This window comes from Sphaerisporangium sp. NPDC049457 (genome assembly GCF_055586705.1).
In genome coordinates this window covers 133,987-151,146 of record NZ_JBVJHR010000017.1, presented here as the reverse complement: position 1 = coordinate 151,146, position 17,160 = coordinate 133,987, and the positions used below count along the sequence as shown (strand labels likewise).

17 protein-coding genes and 2 pseudogenes are annotated in these 17,160 nt (G+C 72.3%); 10 read left to right on the top strand and 9 right to left on the bottom strand.

Annotation, left to right across the window (positions count from 1 at the left end; translation table 11 throughout):
• Positions 1-49: 49 nt before the first annotated feature.
• The 3 genes from egtC to egtA are packed head-to-tail and all read right to left on the bottom strand — an operon-like array spanning position 50 to position 3,290.
• Complete coding sequence (egtC, locus tag ACZ6QO_RS26175) at positions 50-760, bottom strand: ergothioneine biosynthesis protein EgtC (protein WP_465854246.1); 711 nt, start codon at positions 758-760, stop codon at positions 50-52.
• Positions 760-2,061 carry an ergothioneine biosynthesis protein EgtB gene (gene egtB, locus ACZ6QO_RS26170; RefSeq protein ID WP_465854245.1) on the bottom strand — a complete coding sequence of 434 codons (1,302 nt, stop codon included), beginning with the start codon at positions 2,059-2,061 and terminating at the stop codon, positions 760-762. The genes egtC and egtB overlap by 1 nt, the downstream gene beginning before the upstream one ends.
• Positions 2,058-3,290, bottom strand: a complete 1,233-nt coding sequence (gene egtA, locus ACZ6QO_RS26165; RefSeq protein WP_465854244.1) for an ergothioneine biosynthesis glutamate--cysteine ligase EgtA — start codon at positions 3,288-3,290, stop codon at positions 2,058-2,060. The genes egtB and egtA overlap by 4 nt, the downstream gene beginning before the upstream one ends.
• 752 nt (positions 3,291-4,042) lie before the next feature.
• Here egtA and ACZ6QO_RS26160 point away from each other — a divergent pair.
• Positions 4,043-5,437 (top strand): GH1 family beta-glucosidase, encoded by a 1,395-nt coding sequence (locus tag ACZ6QO_RS26160; RefSeq protein ID WP_465854243.1) that lies wholly within the window; start codon positions 4,043-4,045, stop codon positions 5,435-5,437.
• On the opposite strand, the gene ACZ6QO_RS26155 is transcribed toward ACZ6QO_RS26160, so the two are convergent.
• Entirely contained in the window at positions 5,418-5,948 is a 531-nt protein-coding gene (locus ACZ6QO_RS26155; RefSeq protein WP_465854242.1) for an HAD domain-containing protein, read from the bottom strand. The genes ACZ6QO_RS26160 and ACZ6QO_RS26155 overlap by 20 nt on opposite strands.
• Positions 5,949-6,128: 180 nt before the next feature.
• Here ACZ6QO_RS26155 and sigK point away from each other — a divergent pair, with 180 nt between their 5' ends.
• Complete coding sequence (sigK, locus tag ACZ6QO_RS26150) at positions 6,129-6,719, top strand: ECF RNA polymerase sigma factor SigK (RefSeq protein ID WP_465854241.1); 591 nt, start codon at positions 6,129-6,131, stop codon at positions 6,717-6,719.
• Entirely contained in the window at positions 6,716-7,690 is a 975-nt protein-coding gene (locus ACZ6QO_RS26145; RefSeq protein WP_465854240.1) for an anti-sigma factor, read from the top strand. The genes sigK and ACZ6QO_RS26145 overlap by 4 nt, the downstream gene beginning before the upstream one ends.
• Before the next feature lie 15 nt (positions 7,691-7,705).
• Here the strand turns inward: ACZ6QO_RS26145 and ACZ6QO_RS26140 are convergent, their stop codons facing one another.
• Positions 7,706-8,866 (bottom strand): baeRF10 domain-containing protein, encoded by a 1,161-nt coding sequence (locus tag ACZ6QO_RS26140; protein ID WP_465854239.1) that lies wholly within the window; start codon positions 8,864-8,866, stop codon positions 7,706-7,708.
• A gap of 337 nt (positions 8,867-9,203) precedes the next feature.
• Between ACZ6QO_RS26140 and ACZ6QO_RS26135 the strand changes: the two genes are divergently transcribed.
• Positions 9,204-9,434 (top strand): hypothetical protein, encoded by a 231-nt coding sequence (locus ACZ6QO_RS26135; RefSeq protein WP_465854238.1) that lies wholly within the window; start codon positions 9,204-9,206, stop codon positions 9,432-9,434.
• A gap of 362 nt (positions 9,435-9,796) precedes the next feature.
• Here ACZ6QO_RS26135 and ACZ6QO_RS26130 read toward each other — a convergent pair whose 3' ends face one another.
• On the bottom strand, positions 9,797-10,651 hold the full coding sequence (locus tag ACZ6QO_RS26130; protein ID WP_465854237.1) for a DUF1963 domain-containing protein: 855 nt from the start codon (positions 10,649-10,651) through the stop codon (positions 9,797-9,799).
• 191 nt (positions 10,652-10,842) lie between these two features.
• Here ACZ6QO_RS26130 and ACZ6QO_RS26125 point away from each other — a divergent pair, with 191 nt between their 5' ends.
• Together ACZ6QO_RS26125 and ACZ6QO_RS26120 are read left to right on the top strand one after the other, a co-directional pair.
• Positions 10,843-11,160: a transposase gene (locus tag ACZ6QO_RS26125; protein WP_465854236.1), complete on the top strand. Its 318-nt coding sequence runs from the start codon at positions 10,843-10,845 to the stop codon at positions 11,158-11,160.
• Between the two features lie 158 nt (positions 11,161-11,318).
• Positions 11,319-11,399 (top strand): annotated as a pseudogene (locus ACZ6QO_RS26120) (IS3 family transposase); the annotation flags it as partial.
• Positions 11,400-11,444: 45 nt separating this feature from the next.
• On the opposite strand, the gene ACZ6QO_RS26115 reads toward ACZ6QO_RS26120, so the two are convergent.
• Together ACZ6QO_RS26115 and ACZ6QO_RS26110 are read right to left on the bottom strand one after the other, a co-directional pair.
• Complete coding sequence (locus ACZ6QO_RS26115) at positions 11,445-11,831, bottom strand: AfsR/SARP family transcriptional regulator (protein ID WP_465854235.1); 387 nt, start codon at positions 11,829-11,831, stop codon at positions 11,445-11,447.
• Positions 11,832-12,324: 493 nt separating this feature from the next.
• Positions 12,325-12,717, bottom strand: coding sequence for a MerR family transcriptional regulator (locus ACZ6QO_RS26110; protein ID WP_465854234.1), 393 nt, complete (start codon positions 12,715-12,717; stop codon positions 12,325-12,327).
• Between the two features lie 466 nt (positions 12,718-13,183).
• Here ACZ6QO_RS26110 and ACZ6QO_RS26105 point away from each other — a divergent pair, with 466 nt between their 5' ends.
• From ACZ6QO_RS26105 to ACZ6QO_RS26095, 3 genes are all read left to right on the top strand, one after another.
• Positions 13,184-13,984, top strand: coding sequence for an AfsR/SARP family transcriptional regulator (locus ACZ6QO_RS26105; RefSeq protein ID WP_465854233.1), 801 nt, complete (start codon positions 13,184-13,186; stop codon positions 13,982-13,984).
• Positions 13,985-14,291: 307 nt separating this feature from the next.
• Positions 14,292-14,465, top strand: coding sequence for a hypothetical protein (locus tag ACZ6QO_RS26100; RefSeq protein ID WP_465854232.1), 174 nt, complete (start codon positions 14,292-14,294; stop codon positions 14,463-14,465).
• Between the two features lie 776 nt (positions 14,466-15,241).
• Positions 15,242-15,652, top strand: a complete 411-nt coding sequence (locus ACZ6QO_RS26095; RefSeq protein ID WP_465854231.1) for a helix-turn-helix domain-containing protein — start codon at positions 15,242-15,244, stop codon at positions 15,650-15,652.
• A 112-nt stretch (positions 15,653-15,764) separates the two neighbouring features.
• Here ACZ6QO_RS26095 and ACZ6QO_RS26090 read toward each other — a convergent pair.
• Positions 15,765-16,070: pseudogene (locus ACZ6QO_RS26090) on the bottom strand (inositol monophosphatase family protein); the annotation flags it as partial.
• A gap of 104 nt (positions 16,071-16,174) precedes the next feature.
• Here ACZ6QO_RS26090 and ACZ6QO_RS26085 point away from each other — a divergent pair.
• Positions 16,175-17,155, top strand: coding sequence for a hypothetical protein (locus tag ACZ6QO_RS26085; protein ID WP_465854230.1), 981 nt, complete (start codon positions 16,175-16,177; stop codon positions 17,153-17,155).
• Positions 17,156-17,160 lie beyond the last annotated feature (5 nt).

Here is a 17,160-nt window from a genome sequence, read left to right as displayed (position 1 = left end):
GGGGAAAGGAAGAAGGGAAGGGACGCGACGGCCGGTCAGGGACGACGGGTCAGAGGGGCTCGACGCGGATGCCGTCGGGCGTGGCGAGGACCAGGTGACGGTCGGGAACGGGCTCCCAGCCGGGGCGTTCGTCCAGCGGCTCGCTGGCCAGCAGCACCCCTTGGCCGAGGTGGACGAACAAAGTCTCGTTCCAGGCGGTCGCGGCCACCGAGCCGCCGTCGCTGACCAGCACGTTCAGCCGGGCCTGCGGGTCGGACGCGCCCGCCGAGGCCACCACCTCGGCCACGGCGTCGCACAGCGGGCCGCCCGCGCCGAGGCGCGCGAACACCGCCGCGGCCAGCCAGGCCGAGTCGCAGGCGCTCTCCGGCTCCCGGTCGCCGGCCAGCGGCCGCAGCGCCGCGCGCGACACCCGCCCGTTGTGGCTGAGCAGCCACGGCCCCTCGGTGAACGGCGCGGTGGCCGTCTCCTCGACCGGCATGCCAGGGCTGGCCGAGCGCACCGCCGCCATCAGGCACCCCGACCGGGCGACCGCCGCCAGTCCGGGGAGGTTGGCGTCGGCCCAGATGGGCACCGAGCGGCGGTAACGCACCGGCTCCCGGCGGCCGGCGTCGTACCAGCCGACGCCGAACCCGTCGGCGTTGACCTTCCCGCACCGCTGCAGGCGCGGCGCGTACGACTGGCGCAGCAGGCCGCGCCCGGGGTCGCGGAGCAGCGAGGCCAGCGGGCGCGGAGTGCCCAGCCAGGCCGCGTGGCGGCACACTACGCCTCCCCGGGCATCGCCGCGCGGGCGCACCGGAACCCGGCGAAGATCTGCCGCCGGTGCGGGAAGTCCCAGTTGCGGAACGTCGTGCGGACCGCCGAGGGATGGGTGGCCCACGACCCGCCGCGCAGCACCCGGTAGTGCTCGCCGAAGAACACCTCGCTGTACTCGCGGTAGGGGAAGGAGCGGAAACCCGGATAGGGCCGGAACCACGAGGACGTCCACTCCCACACCTCCCCGGCCATCTGCTCGGCGCCGCACGGGCTCGCCCCGGCCGGGAAGGCGCCCACCGGCGCGGGCCGTGACGCCCGGTGCCCGAGGTTGGCGTGCTCGGGGCCGGGCTCGGCGTCCCCCCACGGGTAGGCGCGGGCCCGGCCGGCCGCGGCGTCCCATCCGCAGGCCTTCTCCCACTCGGCCTCGGTGGGCAGCCGCCGGCCGGCCCACCGGGCGTAGGCGTCGGCCTCGTACCAGCTCACGTGCTGCACGGGCTCGTCCGGGGGCACCGGTTCCGCCCGCCCGAACCGGGTGCGCCACCACGTCCCCGACTCGCGGGTCCAGAACAGCGGCGCCCGCACGTCCCGCCGGGCCCGCCAGCTCCAGCCGCGCGGGGTCCACCAGCGCGGCTGGTCGTAGCCGCCGTCCTCGACGAACGCCGCGTAGGCGCCGTTGGTGACCGGGAACCGGTCGATGTGGAAAGCGGGCAGGACGACCCGGTGCGCGGGCCGCTCGTTGTCGTAGGCCCACGACAGGGTGCTCGTGCCGGCGGTGAACGGCCCGGCCGGCACGAGCACCTCGGCGGCGCCCCCCGGCCGGCCGGCGGGCAGGTCGCCGTCGCGCACCAGGCCGGGCAGCCCGCACAGCTGCAGGGTGGCCAGCATCGTCTCGTCGTGCTGCTGCTCGTGCTGCACGACCAGCCCGAACACCCGGCCGTCCGAGCACAGCGGGTCGGGGACGGAAAGGTCGGCGCGGTCCAGCACGTCCAGCACCCGGCCGCGCACGCCGGCGATGTAGGCGCGCGCCTCGTCGGGCGGCAGCAGCGGCAGCGCGGGCCGCTCACCGCGCGGGTGGGCGAACGCGTCGTACATCTCGTCGATCTCCGGGCGCGACGGGGTGAGCCCGCCGGCCTCCCGCAGCACCCACAGCTCCTCGTAGTTGCCGACGTGGGCCAGGTCCCACACCAGGGGTGACATGAGCGGGGAGTGCTGGCGCACCAGCACCTCGTCGTCCAGGTCGGTGTAGGCCAGCGACCGGGCCCGGCCCGCCTCCAGCTCCGCGGCGATCCGCTCCTTCAGGCCGGTCATGCCGGGACCTCCTCGCCGAGCCAGGCCGCCGGGCCGGCGCCGCGGTCGCGGGCGCGCAGCAGGTCCAGCGCCGGGGACCGCCCGCACACCACGTGGCGCTCGGCGAAGGACTCCACGCCCGCGACCAGGTCGGGCCCCGCGCCGAGCCGGGGGAGCGCCTCGGCCGCCGCGCGGAAGCAGGTCTCGGCGGCCCGCCGGATCCGCCGGTCGCCGAGGCCCACCTGCGCGCACTGCCACCACCGGTCGGCGAAGGGCTCGGCGGCGGCCAGCGCCGCGTCGGCGGCCCGGTCGTCCAGCAGCAGCGCCGAGGTCACCGCGACGCAGGCCGGCCACCACCTCGGGTGCACGGCGTCCAGGTACCGGATCTCCAGCCATCCGCGCGGCCGGACCGGCGGGAACACCGTGGTCGCGTGGTAGGCCAGGTCGGCGGCCGTGGGCGGGTGGCCGCCGAGGCCCGGAGCCCTCATCCAGCGGCCGAAGGTGGCCCGGTTCGGCGGCGTGTGGCGGCGCGGCCGCCTTTCCGGCGCCAGCATCAGCCGGGCGTCCATCAGGTAGCGCGCCCAGGCCGCCGCGGGGTCGCCTTCGGGGACGACCGGGCGGGTGCGGGTCGGGTCCAGGTGCAGCCAAACGGCCTGGCGGCCCGACATCCACCCGCACGGACGGCCGTCCAGGATGGGGGAGTTGGCGAAGCAGGCGCTGAGCAGCGGGCCGAGGCGGCCGGCCCGCTCCCAGCGCACGGCGGGCCGTTCGCCGAAGTCCACGTTGACCTGGACGGACGCGGTCAGGCACATCATGATCGGCCCGTACGGCACGCCGAGCAGCTCGGCCATCGCCTCGTAACGGGGCTGGCGGAGCTGGCGCAGCGGCGCCCGCAGCGGGTCCAGGCCCATCCCGGCCAGGGCGAGCCCTTCCTCGCGCAGGGTCGCGCGCACGCCTTCGACGTCGGCGGACAGGGCGCGCACCGCGTCGGGCAGCGCGCCGGGCGGGCCGGACAGCTCCAGTTGGCCGCCGGGCTCGAAGCTCACGGCGCTGCCGCCGGCCAGCGTGGGGAGGGCCTCGGCGGTCCGCTCCACCCGGACGTGCCGGGAGGGCTCCGCGCGGTCGAAGACGAGGAACTCCAGCTCGACGCCGACGCGGTCGCCGGGGGTGCCCTGGAAGCACCGCCGCGCGAACTCCTCCACGTCCGCCGGGCCGCGGACGCGCGCTTCGCTGTTCTCCGTGCCGGTCATGGGCCCTCCTACGCTGAGGTGTGGACGAGCGGCGGACTTCCGGCGGCCTCCTGTTCACAAGAGCGGTCGGCGTGGGCGGTTCACGCGGCTTCACGCGGATTCACGGGGTTCACGGGTTCACGAGGTGCACGGGAAAGGGACGAGGGCCTCAGTCGCGTCGGCGCGGCGGCGCGCCACGGTGGGCGCGCGGGCGCGGGGCGCCGGGGCGGGTCTGTGCCGTTCGGCGCCGTGCGGCGCCGTTCGGGCGGCCGGACGAGGCGCGGACGGCCTCGGACGGCAGGGCGTGACGGCGAGCCGGCGGACGGGCCGGCCCGGCGCCGGGCGACGGCGGATGAAGAGGGCTGAAGGGTTCACGGCGAGGCGTCGCGCCTCGCGGGTGGTGATGTGCGCCTGGGCCGTCCGGAGGCCTCAGCGCGATCGAGCGGACCGATGGGATGGGCTGACCGCCTTGCGGACCTCCGAGTCTCCGATCACCGCGGTGTGCTGCTAAGCGTCTCGTACCCGGCCGCCACCCGCGATAAAGCACAAAAGGGACGATCAGCTCAAAGACTATGATCTACGGAGATATCGGCAACGTAAGTTCAGTGGTCGCGGGGCGCGCCGACGCCGGGATCCGTACCCGGAGCGGGGCGGCGGCGGCGATCACCCGTCCCGTCGCCGTCCTCCTGCCACCGGTACGGTGCTGGGCGACCGTCCCGCGGCGCCGCCGGGGGACGGACCATCGGCGGGATCACGTCTGGAGAGGTCAGAGGATGAGCGAGACACAAGGAACAGAGCCGCCCGGCGGCTATCCGCCCGGCTTCGTCTGGGGTACGGCGACCTCCGCGTACCAGATCGAGGGCGCGGTGGCCGAGGACGGCCGCGGGCCGTCGATCTGGGACGTGTTCTGCCAGGTCCCCGGCGCGGTGGCCGGCGGCGACACCGGCGAGGCGGCCTGCGACCACTACCACCGGTGGCCGGAGGACCTCGAACTGATGACGGGCCTCGGAGCGGGCGCCTACCGGTTCTCGGTGTCCTGGCCGCGGGTGCTCCCCACCGGCGCGGGACAGGTGAACCAGCGCGGCCTGGACTTCTACCGGCGCCTGGTCGACGGGCTGCGCGAGCGCGGCATCGAGCCGTTCGTGACCCTGTACCACTGGGACCTGCCCCAGGCGCTGGAGGACCTCGGCGGCTGGCGCGCCCGCGACACCGCCGAGCGCTTCGCCGACTACGCCGAGATCGTGCACGCCGCGCTCGGCGACCGGGTGCGCCACTGGATCACCCTCAACGAGCCGTACTGCTCCTCGATCGTCGGCTACGGCGAGGGCCGGCACGCCCCCGGCGTGAAAGAGGGGCACGGCGCCCTCGCCGCCGCCCACCACCTGCTGCTCGCCCACGGCCTGGCCGTGCCGCGGCTGCGCGCGCGGGGGGACGAGCGGGTCGGGGTGACGATCAACATGTCGCCCACCGCGCCCGCCACCTCCTCGCCCGAGGACCAGGCCGCGGCCCGCCGGATGGACCTGCTGGTCAACAGGCAGTTCACCGAGCCGCTGTTCGGCGGCGCCTACGCCGCCGACATGGAGGAGACCTTCGGCCGCATCAGCGACTTCTCCTTCCGGCGTGAGGGCGACCTGGCCGTGATCGGGGCCCCGCTGGACTTCCTCGGCCTGAACTACTACTACCGGATCCACGCCGCGGCGGCTCCCTACGACGAGCCTGACCCGGCGCGGCGCTCGGCGTTCGACCTCGGGGTGGCCGGCGTCTTCCCCGAGGGCGCGTCCGCCAACGGGCTGGGCTGGCCGGTCGAGCCGGACGGACTGTACGAGACCCTGACCGGCCTGGCCTCGCGCTACCCGGCCCTGCCGCCGGTCCACATCACCGAGAACGGCTACGGGGGACGGGACGAGCTGGACGACCAGGGCCGGGTCGCCTACCTTCGCGACCATCTCGCCGCGGCGCGGCGGGCGATCGCCGCCGGCGTGGACGTGCGCGGCTACTTCTGCTGGTCGCTGATCGACAACTTCGAGTGGGCGCGGGGCTACGTGGCGCGTTTCGGGCTGGTCCACGTCGACTACGAGACCCAGCGGCGCACGCCCAAGGCGAGCTATCGCTGGCTGCGCGACCACATCGCGCGGGCGGGGGAGGGCGTCACGGCGACAGGGGCCTGAGCCCGGGGCCGGGCGCCCTCTCGCCGCTCAGCCAGTCGCGGGCCCGCGCCAGGTGGCCGTCGGTCAGGCCGGTGCGCGGGTCCACCTCCACCAGCAGGAACTCCCCGACCGCCGGGTGGTCCTTCAGGTACTGCCAGTCGTGCGGGCCGAGGCTGTCGTCGAACCAGACGAACGGGCGGCCGGCGACGTACTCGGCGACGTGACGGGTCTTGAAGTGCTCACCGGCCCGGCTGCCCGGGTCGCTGTTGACCGAGATGACCGGCAGGGCCGGCAGCCCCAGGCGCGGGGCGATGTGCTCGTTGGCGTAATGCTCCCACGTGGTGGCCCACGCCAGCTCGGCCCCGCTGTCGCGGGCCAGCTTGGCGAGTTTGGCGCCGTGCCGGGCGTTCAGCAGGACGCTGTACGTCCGGCCGTCGAGTACGCACTCGTATCGCCGGAGCCGAAAACCGTGCCGCCGGGCGGGGTTGAGCACCCCGTCGACATCCAGCAGTACCAGGGGACGCTTGGTCACGTGCCTCTCCTCGGTCGTCCGGTGCTGGAAGCAATGATGCCGCCATGACGGGCGGGTCTTCCAACTCTGCTCAGCCCGGCCGGCGAAATCCGGCGAACCGACCGGCTTTCGCGCCATCCGCGGGGCCCGCCGCACCGAAGTAGTGGTGTCCGCGTCCACGCCGACGGTTGGGGAGAAGGCATGAGGCCGACACGGGCCCTGCCCCCGGACGGCGGCCGGCATGACCGGCCGGGTCTGGAGGAGCTGCTGAGATGGGTCGCGCGCGGGGACCGCGCGGCCTTCGAGCAGGTCTACGAGCTGGTGGCGCCCGCCGTGTACGGCGTGGCCCTGCGGGTGCTGCGCGACCCGGCCCAGGCCGAGGAGGTCGCCCAGGAGGCGCTGATCGAGGTGTGGCGCGGCGCGGCGCGCTTCGAGGCCTCGCGCGGCTCGGGGATGTCATGGGTGATGACCATCGCCCACCACCGGGCCGTCGACCGCGTGCGCGCGGCGCAGGCGGCCATCGACCGCGAGGACCGCGTGGCCCGGCTGGAGGTCCGCCGGCCCTACGACGACGTCGCCGAGTCGGTGGAGACGACGCTGGAACAGGAACGGCTGCGCCGTTGCCTGGGCGGGCTCACCGAGCTGCAGCGCGAGTCGGTCACCTACGCTTACTACGGCGGCTACACCTACCGCGAGGTCGCCGAGTTGCTCAAGGTGCCGCTGGCGACCGTCAAGACCCGGATGCGCGACGGCCTGATCCGCATGCGCGACTGCCTGGGGGTGGAGCGATGAGCGGCGAGCCGCACACGCTGGCCGGCGCGTACGCGCTGCACGCCGTCGACGACGCCGGCGAGCGTCTGGCGTTCGAGGAGCACCTGCGCCGGTGCCCCGAGTGCGCGCAGGAGGCGCTGGGGCTGAGCGAGGCCGCGGCCCGGCTGGGCGCCGCCGCGGCCGTGGAGCCGCCGGCCCGCCTCCGCGAGCGGGTCATGGCCGAGATCGGCCTGGTCCGCCAGCTTCCGCCGGTCCCCGGCCCGGAAACCGCTCCCGGCCAGAGCCCGGTCCCCTTGCCCGTCCAGGCCCCCGAACCCGGCCCCTCACCGGGCACGCCCTCCGGGGCCGAGCCGCAGGGCGCTCCCGGCTCCGCCTCCGGCGCCGCTCCGGGGTCCGCCGCCCCCGGTTCACCCCTGGGCGACCCGATCCCGTTCCCCCGTCCCGGCTCTGTCCCCGGACCCGGCTCGGGCTCCGGAGCCGGGCGGCGGTCCGGGGGCCGGTCGCGGCGGCGGCCGCCGGGCCGCGCCGCCTGGTGGCCGCGCGCGGCGACCGGGCTGGCCGCAGCCTGCCTGGCCGTCGCGGCGGGCCTCGGCGTCGTGGCCGTCCGCGCCGGCGACGAGCTCGACCGCGCCCGGCTGAGCGGCGAGCGGCTCGCCGCCGTGCTGGCCGCGCCGGACGCCCGCACCGTCACCCGCGCGGCCGGCGGCGCCAGGGGCACGCTGGTGGTCTCGCGCTCCCAGAACCGCATGGTGTTCTTCTCGTCCGGGCTGGCCGCCCTGCCGGAGGGCCGCACCTACCAGCTGTGGCGCATCGGGCCCGCGGGCGCCGTCCCCGACGGGCTGACCAGGCCCGACGCCGGCGGCCGGACGCCCCCGGTGGTGCTCGGCACCCCGGCGGAGGCCACCAAGGTCGGCGTCACGGTCGAGCCCGCCGGAGGCTCCCGCCGGCCGTCCGGCGATCCACTGCTGGTGATGCCGCTTCCCCCGGCCTGACCCGCGGCGGCCTCTTCAGGCGGACGGCTCCGGCGGAGGCGGCAGAGGGAAGCGGAGGGCGGCCGCGACGACGTGCCGGTCGAGCTCGGTGTCGGCGAGGACGTGCTCCACCGTGCCGCCCTCCTCGATCACCGCGTCGGCCAGCTCGCCGATGACGTCCGGCGTGCGCCGGGTCGCCTTGCCGCACAGCGGGCAGGCGTCCCCGGCCGCGCCGAGCCAGCCCGACTCGTCGCACACCACGCCCGGCGCCACCGCTCCGTCCTGCACCAGCAGCGTCTGCACCGCCGCGACCGACCCCGCCCACAGGCAGTCGTCCAGTCCCAGGGCCGCCGGCCGGCGCGTCGCGGCGCGCTCCAGCACCTCGGCGACCAACCGGCGCTCCTCGTCGCGCTCGTACTGCTGGAGGATCCGCTCGGCGCCGCGCCTGATGTCGGCGGGGGTGGCGGTCCGCGGATCGACCGCGAAGGTCCCGGCGATCCTGGGACGCAGGTGGCGCGGCAGGTAGTCGACGAAGCCCGGCACCTCTTCGGGATGGCCGCCGAGGATGACCAGTTCGTACCGGCCGGTGCGGAACAGCTCGTCCAGCAGCCGCGCGGCGTTGCGGAAGTGCCGCCGGGTCAGGTCGTCGGCGCGGTTGCGCACACGGTGCTCGGTGTAGCCGTACCAGCCGGCGTAGTTGGGCTTGCGCAGCGCCGGGTCCTCCACCTTGCCGGCCTCGCGCATCTCGTCCTGGTACAGCTCCCACGCCTCGGCCGAGCGCCGGTCGACCACCAGGACGCAGGCGCGGTGGTACTCGTCGAGCACCGCCAGCATCGGCCGCACCCACGGGACCGCGTCCACCATGACCCGGTCGCGCACCGCCCGCGGCAGGACGACCTGCTCGAACATGTCGGCCTCGCTGCAGGAGAACACCGCCACGGCGCCGGCCTCGACCCGCTCCAGGCCCGCGAGGCCCTCCATGCTCGCGATGCGCTCGATGTCGCCGCGGATGGACATGCGGGCCTGGCGCCCGAGCGAGCTGTCCTGCCCGAGCGGGCGGATCTCGTGCAGGAGGCTGTTGACGCGGGTGGAGAAGGTCGCCGGGCCGTCCAGCCCCACGCCCGCGTACAACGACACCACGGGCAGTTCGCCCCCGTTGAAGCGGATGATCCGCTCGATGGTCTCTGCGGTGATCATGCGTCGCCCCCGTCGTCGCTCCTGTGACCTCTGTATTCGTTCCCAGCCGGGGGCCATGGAGGCAGACGGGCGGCGAGGGCACCGCGATCGGAGGGACAAGAAACGACAAGGCGGGCATCAGGCGACGGCGAGGCCGGTGGAATCGGGAAGATCAGGGACGGATCGCGTGGCCGCCGGGAGACGACGGCGCGGGCTGCTCTACAGTGGGCGTCATGAGCAGGCGCCGCGGGCCTGCGCGATGTCCCGGGGCGCGGCCCGCCGCGCGGGCCGCCCTCCAGTCTCCGCCACGGCCCGCCTGACCGGCGACGACCTCGATCCGCGACCCGAGGAGGACCCATTGAGCAGCGCATCCGCCGACAATCTAGATCTCGCCACCAGTGCCAGAGAGATGGCAGACCGCGAGCCCGCGGGGTCGCTGAACCACGCCGCCGCCACCTCGGTCGCGATCACCTGCGCGACCACGCGCAACATCGCCGAGGCCCGCGCCGTACTGTACGGCGTCACCCCGCCGGACGTACGCGAGGCCGCGCTGGCCCTGTTCAACCGCCTGTCAACCGGGGCCGCCTGAGCGGCTGCCCCCGCTCCCGCCGCCCCCGGAGTGCGGCCGGACGACAGCCGGCGCCCGGCGGCGGAAACGCAGCCGCCGCGCGCCGTCGGCGCGTCGGGCGGCGATCGTGGGCGAGATCCTGGCCGGCGCGGCCCGGAGCCTAGCCCCGGGCCGTCCCCGCTTCCAATTCGGCGCGCTCGTCGACCTGTGATCGGCACCGAGGTGACCGTGCCGTCGGCGAGGGCGACCCGGTAGGCGCGCCATCTATGCACGTACGGGAGCTGTTCGCCGGTCCCGTCGACGCTGAAGCGCGGGCTCAGCGGAGCGTCGGGTGGCAGCTCCGGCCGAGTCAAAGGCTGCTCCGGCCCGCCCGTTCGTCACTGTCAGTGCCAGCGTCCCCGGGCGTCGAAGTGAACCTTGGAGAAGTCGCGCGCGGCCAGGTGGTCTTTTCGGATGCCCCACAGCAGGTACGCGCGACTGCCTGTCATCTCCGCCGCGCTTCTCCCGGCCACTTGCAGCAGCGTGACCCACTGGCGTGCCTCTTCGTAGAAGGCCGGATCACCATGCCGGCCGGCGCCGACGGCACGCGCCGCCACAGCCTCGATCGAGTCCCTTCCGTCGGAATCGGAGTATCCGCCCACCTGATGCGGCGGCCCAGACGCCCCAGCGGCCCTGTAGTCCTCGAGTTCCATTTCGAAGGTCTCGCCGGCCTCTTCGTCCACCATGTGTTCCCACACCGCCTCATACGCTTCGTCGATGCTTCCGAAGACGTCCGCCAGCGCGGGATGATCGCGACCCGGCCAGGTCGGTTCGGTGGCCGCCGCCAGCGCCTGCTCGGCGTGCACTTCGGCACGGTCGTCGGGTACGGGCCGCTCGGCGACCACGGTCCCCGACGGCACGTAGATCACCTGGGACTCGTGCTCAGGCCGGGTGGAGAGGAAGAACAGCAGCGTACCGGTGTCCGGCAGAACGATGTCGACTTCGTAGCGTGTCAGTGCCCCGCAGTCGAGCTCAGCCACGAACGACAGCGGCCGACCGTCTGTGCCCGACGGCCACGCCGTACCGGACGGCAGTCTTGCGACACCCCCGAGCCGCCCGACCACGATCTCTCCGTCCTCGGCGGCCGACAACCTGATGGCCGGCCGCAACATTCCGATGAGCCGCTCCGCCGTTTCGACAGGCAACTCCCCCCGCGCGAACTCAGCGAAATCACTCTTCCAGTCCATCACGCCGACCATCTTGCTCCACTGGTATGACACAACCGTTCCGCCGCAGGCGTCAGCTCGGACCTTAGCCCGCATCCAGCGCGCCGAGGGGGCCGACGCTCAGCCGGGCGTTCAGGTCGAGGCGGACCTCGCCGTAGGGGCGCACATGCAATGTCCCGCACCGGGTTTGATGGAGACATCGAAACCTGGGAGGAACACCAGCGATGCCCGCACCGAAGAAGTATTCCGATGAGCTGCGTGAGCGTGCGACCCGGTTGGCGGTCGAGGCCCGTCGGGATCCGGCGTCCGCGGTCGGAGCGATCCGTCGGATCGCCGGTCAGCTGGGTGTTCATCCGAAGGCGTTGCGTACGTGGGTGAAGAAGGCCGAGACCGACGCCGGTGACCGGCCGGGCACCACCAGCAGCGACGCCGAACGCCTCGCCGCGTTGGAACGGGAGGTGCGTGAGCTGCGGCGGGCGAACCAGATCCTGAAGTCCGCGGCGTCTTTCTTCGCGGCGGAGTTGGACCGTTCGTCGCGATGAAGGTCGAGTTCGTCGACTCCCAGCGGGAGCGACACGGTGTCCAGCCGGTCCTGCGGGCGCTCGAAGACACGCCGGCACAGATCGCACCGTCGACCTACTAAGCCGCCAAGACCCGCCCCGCCAGCGTCCGCTCCCGACGCGATGAGGAACTGACCGCAGTGATCGAGCAGGTCCACGCGGAGAACTACGGCGTCTGCGGGGCCCGCAAGATCTGGCACGAACTGCACCGGCGCGGCGAACCGGTGGCCCGGTGCACCGTCGAGCGGCTGATGCGCGAGTCCGGGCTACGCGGGCTGCTGCGCGACACCTCGCCGCGCACGACCCGGCCCGCCGCCGAGACCAGCCGACCCGCTGACCTGGTACTCCGCGAACGCCGGCCCCCGCCACAGGTCCAGGGCGGCGCGCAGCCGGTCTCGGGCGAGTCGGAGGTCCCCGCCGTCCAGGGCGGCGGTCCCCTGGGCGACCAGGCCGCGAAACCGCGCGGCGTCGAGCGAATCGGTGACGATCGCGTACCCGCCCGGCCGCCCCGGCAGCAGTTCGGCGCCGTACGCCCGCCGCAACTGGTGCACGTACAGGTAGACGTTGCGCCGGGCGGAAGCGGAAGGATCGTCGCCCCTCAGGGCGGTGATGAGCCAGTCGATCGACACCGGCTGGCCGGCTTCGGACAGCAATGCCGCGAGGGTGAGCCGAAGCTTCGGAGCTCCACTGACAGGGACCACCCGGCCGTGGAGGGAGACGGCGAGTGGCCCGAGAACATGGAACTCCACCGAGACTCCGCTCCCATCGAACTTGGCCGTGAAGAATCCCTTATTTACGGCCGCGGTGTCAATTGGCCCGTCGGATGGGCGGCGTCCCGGAAGTTCCGACGCCGACCGTGTTCGACCAGCGGCTATACCGCTCCTATAACTCCGTTTCCGATACTCCTGCTCAGCCGTGTTCCGGAGGAGGGCGTTCGAGGCGGGGTTTCGCCGGTCCCTTTTCGCTCGGTGCCTCACGAACACGCGGACGTGCTTCACGGAGGTACGAAGGAGGGAGATCATGCGCAATGGGGATGCGGCCGTGGCGGAGTGTGCGGAGTGGGGGCGAGGGCCGGGGAACGGTGGCGGCTGACCGTCGAGCGTCAGCACAGGCCGAGCGCCGCCACCTGTCAGTCCGTGGCGGCCGTCACCAGGGGTCGTCGGGGGCGCCGGTGGCGAGATGCCGCTCGTAGGTCGCCACCTTGGCGTTGATGAGGTCGAGACAGTCGTGCAACTGGGCGAGTCGCTCGGTGATGTGGCGCTGGTGGCCGCGCAGCAGCTCCAGCCGTTCGGCCTCGTTGCCGCTGCCCTCACGGACCAGCTCGGCGAGACGGCCGATCGTCGCCAGGGGCATGCCGGAGGCGCGGAACTTCACGCAGTTGGCCAGCCACTCGACGTCCCAGTCGCTGTAGACCCGCCGGCCACCCTCGTCGCGCCGCACCTCGCCGGCCAGCAGGCCCTCACGCTCGTACAGCCGCAGGGCGTGCACGCTCAGCCCGATGCGCTCCGCTACTTCGCTGATGCTGAAACCGTTCCGCACGATGCCGAGCATAACCCGTTGACCTAGACCTCGGTCTAGCATCTAGCGTTCCCGGCATGCCAAGTCACGCGACCGCCGACGCGGAACGCGGCATATCGGGCACGACCGGCCCCGAGCGAATCGGTGGCGATCGCCCACCCGCCCGGCCGCCCCGGTGGGAGGCCGGCGCCGTGCGCTCGCCGCGGACTCCGCCGGAACCCCGCCGCCCTCGAATTTCGGACCAGAGAATTCCGCATTCTCCGGCTGCGGTGTCAATTCGGCCCGCCGGGCAGGCGGCATCACGGGGGTTCGGAGCGCGAGCCGCGTTCGACCAGCGTATATAACGCTCGTATAACTCCGTTGCCGATACTTTTGCCCAGTCGTTTTCAGGATGGGGGCGTTTGACACGGGACTTCGCCGGTCCATTTCCGAACGGTGCTTCACAGATACGGGGACGTGCATCACAGACGTACGAAGGTGGGAGATCATGCACAACGAGGGTTGGTACTTTCGGCTGCTGGGACCTGTCGAGGCGTGGGGAAGCGAGGGCCCCGTCGGCCTGCCCCGACGCGCGCAACGCTGCCTGCTGGGCCTGCTGCTGCTGGACGCGGGGCGGGTCGTCCCGGTGGACCGGCTGCTGGAGCTGCTCTGGGAGGGCGACCCGCCGGACAACGGCCCGGCCAACCTGCAGAGCCATGTCGCCAGGCTACGGGGGGCGCTCGATCCAGACCGGACCGGTTCCCGGGGATTCCGGCTGCTGCGCCGGGGCGACGGATACCTGGCGGAGGTCGACTCCGGCGCGGTGGACGTCTATCGATTCCGGGACCTGGTGGGACGAGCCCGCCGCGCGGCCGGTCCGGCAGACCGGTCCCGGCTGCTGAGAGACGCGCTGTCGTACTGGCGAGGGCCGTTGCTCGCCGACGCCGCCACCGACCGGCTGCGGGACCAGGTCGGGACCGGTCTGGAGGAACTGCGGCTGTCCGCGGTCGAGTCGTGCGTCGAGGCCGAGCTGGAGTGCGGCCGTCATCGGGAGCTCCTCCCGGAGCTCGCCGACCTGGTACGGCGCCATCCTTTCCGCGAGAAACTGATCCAGGCCTGCATGCTCGCGCTGTACCGCGACGGCCGTCAGGCCGATGCGCTGGCGGTGTACCGAAGGGCCCGCAGGGACTTCGGGCGGGAACTGGGCCTCGATCCGACCCGGAAACTTCAGGGGCTGCACGACCGGATGGTCCGCGGGGACGACTCGCTCCACCTCGCGCCCGCCTACCTCCGCGCCCTCGGAGCCTGATCCCGTTCGCGGTGTGAATCGCCGGAACGCCGTGCCGTCCTCCCGGCGCGAGCCCGCCAAGACGACACGCGCGTCCGGCGTCAGAACGGTGACCGCCCGGCCGCCGATGCGGAGCGACCGGCGCGAGGCGGGGCGTGGCAAGTCATTGTCAAGCCACGGTCGCCATGCTGTGCGGGAAAGCAATCGTGGGCGCCAGCCGGCGCCCACGACATCCCTTTGGCGGCCGTGGCGAGGCGGCACAACGCGCGCTCTCGCGCGCACCTTCTCACAGCCGAGAACCGGTACCGCACGAATACAGGGGAGAAACATGTTCAAGTCAAGAATCATGGCCGGTCTGCTGGCTGGCATCGTCGCCGCGCTCGTGACCGTCGCAGGTCCGGGCCAGGCGATGGCCGACTCCAACACCGACACCGGCCCGGGTCCGACGGTGATCGGCCCGGGTCCGACGGTGATCGGTCCCGGATCGACCTCCCTCCTCTAGGGGACGTGAGGGCCCCACGCCAGAGTTGATCAGTTCGCTCCGCACCTGCCATGGCTTTCCCTGCGCCACCGCCCTTTTCGGTGTCGCCGTGTGCTGCGGTTCTCTGCTCCGACAAGGGCGATGGCGGTTCTCTAGCCTTTTCGAGAAAGCCGACCTTAAGTACTTCACCAGTCGACCCGATAACGCATGCCAAAGAGGCTTGGCATCGCTCGGGCGAGCAATGCAGTAACCAGTAGAACCGATCACGCCTGGAAGGAACGAAGTTGAAGAACGGACCCCGCCTACTCTCGTTGGCAACCGTAATGGCCGGTGCGGTGGCCTTGATCGCGATACCGGGTGCGCAGCCGGCTTCGGCAGGCGAATGCACTCCCGGCATAGGTTGCGGAACGGTCTACCTCAACTGGGACGCTCAGCGGAATCTGACTGTCACCGGCGACTGGGGAAGCCCCACCAAGGACCCGAAAGGCCTGCTTCATCCTGGCGAGGACTCGAAAATTCTGTTCAAGGACACCGACGGATTCAACGTTCCGGCAAACGGGTGTCGGTACTTCATGAGTAACGTTCGACAGAGTGTCGGGTGGCATAAGATCACCGATGCTCAACACGTCACTGTAACGATCTACTGCGATTAATTGGCCGCCCTGTCTTCCCGGTGTGGAATCCAGGGCCTGATGAAGTCGCTGGTCCGAGGTCAAGGAAGGGCTTCGGCGCGGCGGGCAGGACAGGCTCGGACCGTCATCGAGGTTCTTGTGCCTGGTCGATCGTCAAAATGAGTCATGCTCTGCATGGTCGAAGCCGACCACCTGCTCGCCGCTTCAAGATCGAACGATCCTACCAAGTGGTTCACCACGATCGACGACGGGCTGCCCTCGCAGCAAACTGGAGGAGGGGCGCGTCATCCTGGCGGAGAGGGAAGCGGTGGCGCGCAGGTCGCCGTCGCCCGCTCTGTGGGCCGGGCTGCTCCTGGCCAGACCGCTGCTGGCCGGCGAGTCGCAGGCGCACTTCGAGGAGGCGCTCGCCTCCGATCACGTGCGCCTGCCGTTCGCCCGGGCCCATGCGCGAACCGGGAGATCGGCGTACGGCTGTACGTGTCGCATCGCACCATCGGCGCCCACCTGTACCGGATCTTCCCCAAGCTGGGGATCACCTCCCGAGCCGAGGTGGGCGCCATACTGCACGACCGGTGACGCCTCGTGACGCCGGGTTCACCGGGATGCCGCCCGGCGAAGCCCGTGACCGGTTCGCCCGCCACCGGTTCGCGTCGTGGTCACGAGCGGACCTCATCGGGGCGGCGCCCATCTACTCCCGGGCGTGGCGGAGGGCGGTCATGACGGGGTCGCGCAGGCCGGGGGACAGGGCGATGGTGGCGGTCGAGGTGGCGGTGTGGGGGGTGTCGTCCTGGTCGAGGACCAGGCCGCCGGCCTCGCGTACCAGGAGCACCCCTGCCATCGTGTCCCAGGGCTGGTTGGCCAGGATGATGGACGCGTCGATTCTGCCCTCCGCCACCCAGGCTAGGTCGATCGCCGCGGTGCCGATCATCCGGATCCGCTGCGCCTGTCCGCCGAGCCGGGCGAGGAGGGTCATCCGGACACGATTCTTCGTCTCCGCGTCCGCGGGCTGGTGCGGTACGGAACTGCCTGTTCCTCACGACGCGGAAGGAGAGTCTGCTCCAGGCCGCTGCTCTCCTGCTGTTGTGGGGACGCGGCTGGGTGGAACCGGTGACCCCGCCGCCGGAACCCCGCCATCTGGTCGCACAGCAGTTGCTCGCAGTCACCCTGCAAAGGCACAAGATCGGCGATCGGCTCTGGCGCGAGGAATGGAATGGTCTGCCACCGTTCGACCGATCGGCCGCTCCCATTCTGCGACACCTGGCGAGCGAGGGTTACCTCGACGAGGACGGCGGGCTGCTGTTCATCGGCCCAGAGGCCGAGAAACGTTTCGGATGGCGCCACTTCATCGCGCTGACCGCATCGTTCACCGCGCCGCCGCAGTTCACCGTCCTCACCGGTCGGCAGGAGATCGGACGGACCGATACGACGGTGCTGACCGAGGAGAGACCAGGTCCTCGGTTGCTGCTGCTCGGCGGTCGCAGCTGGCGGGTGACGTTCATCGATCGGGCACGACACAAAGTCTTTGTGGAGCCGGCCGACCGTGGCGGCGTGGCAAAGTGGACAAGCGGTGGGACAACCGGTCTCTCGTACAAATTGACGCGTGGGATGCGGGAAGTCCTGCTCGGGGCCGCCCCGCCGGTGTCACTGACCAGCAGGGCGCAAGCCGCTCTCGCCGGTTGGCGGGATGAGGAAGCGCCCGCCATCGCCCATCCCGGTGGGACGCTGGTGACCCGGGCGGCAGGCGATGTGCGGTGGTGGACGTGGGCCGGCTACCGCGCGAATGCGACGCTCGCCGCGACATTGCCCTCCGTGGCCGATCCGGTGCAACGGCCGACGGACTTCTGCGTCCGGTTGCGCGAGGATCTGACACCCGACGTCTGGCGAGCCGCTCGTGAAAGCGTTGACAACGGTCAAGTCATGGTCCTACCGGATGTCGATCGGCGGGCAGTTCACGGGCTGAAGTTCTCGTCGCCGAGAAGAGCCGCGCGGAGGCCGGCGGTGACCGTCTGGCGGCGGCCCCGGGATCGCTTCCCCATCCATGCGCCTGGGGCGCGTTGGGACACCGGCTACATGCGGTGAGGTGA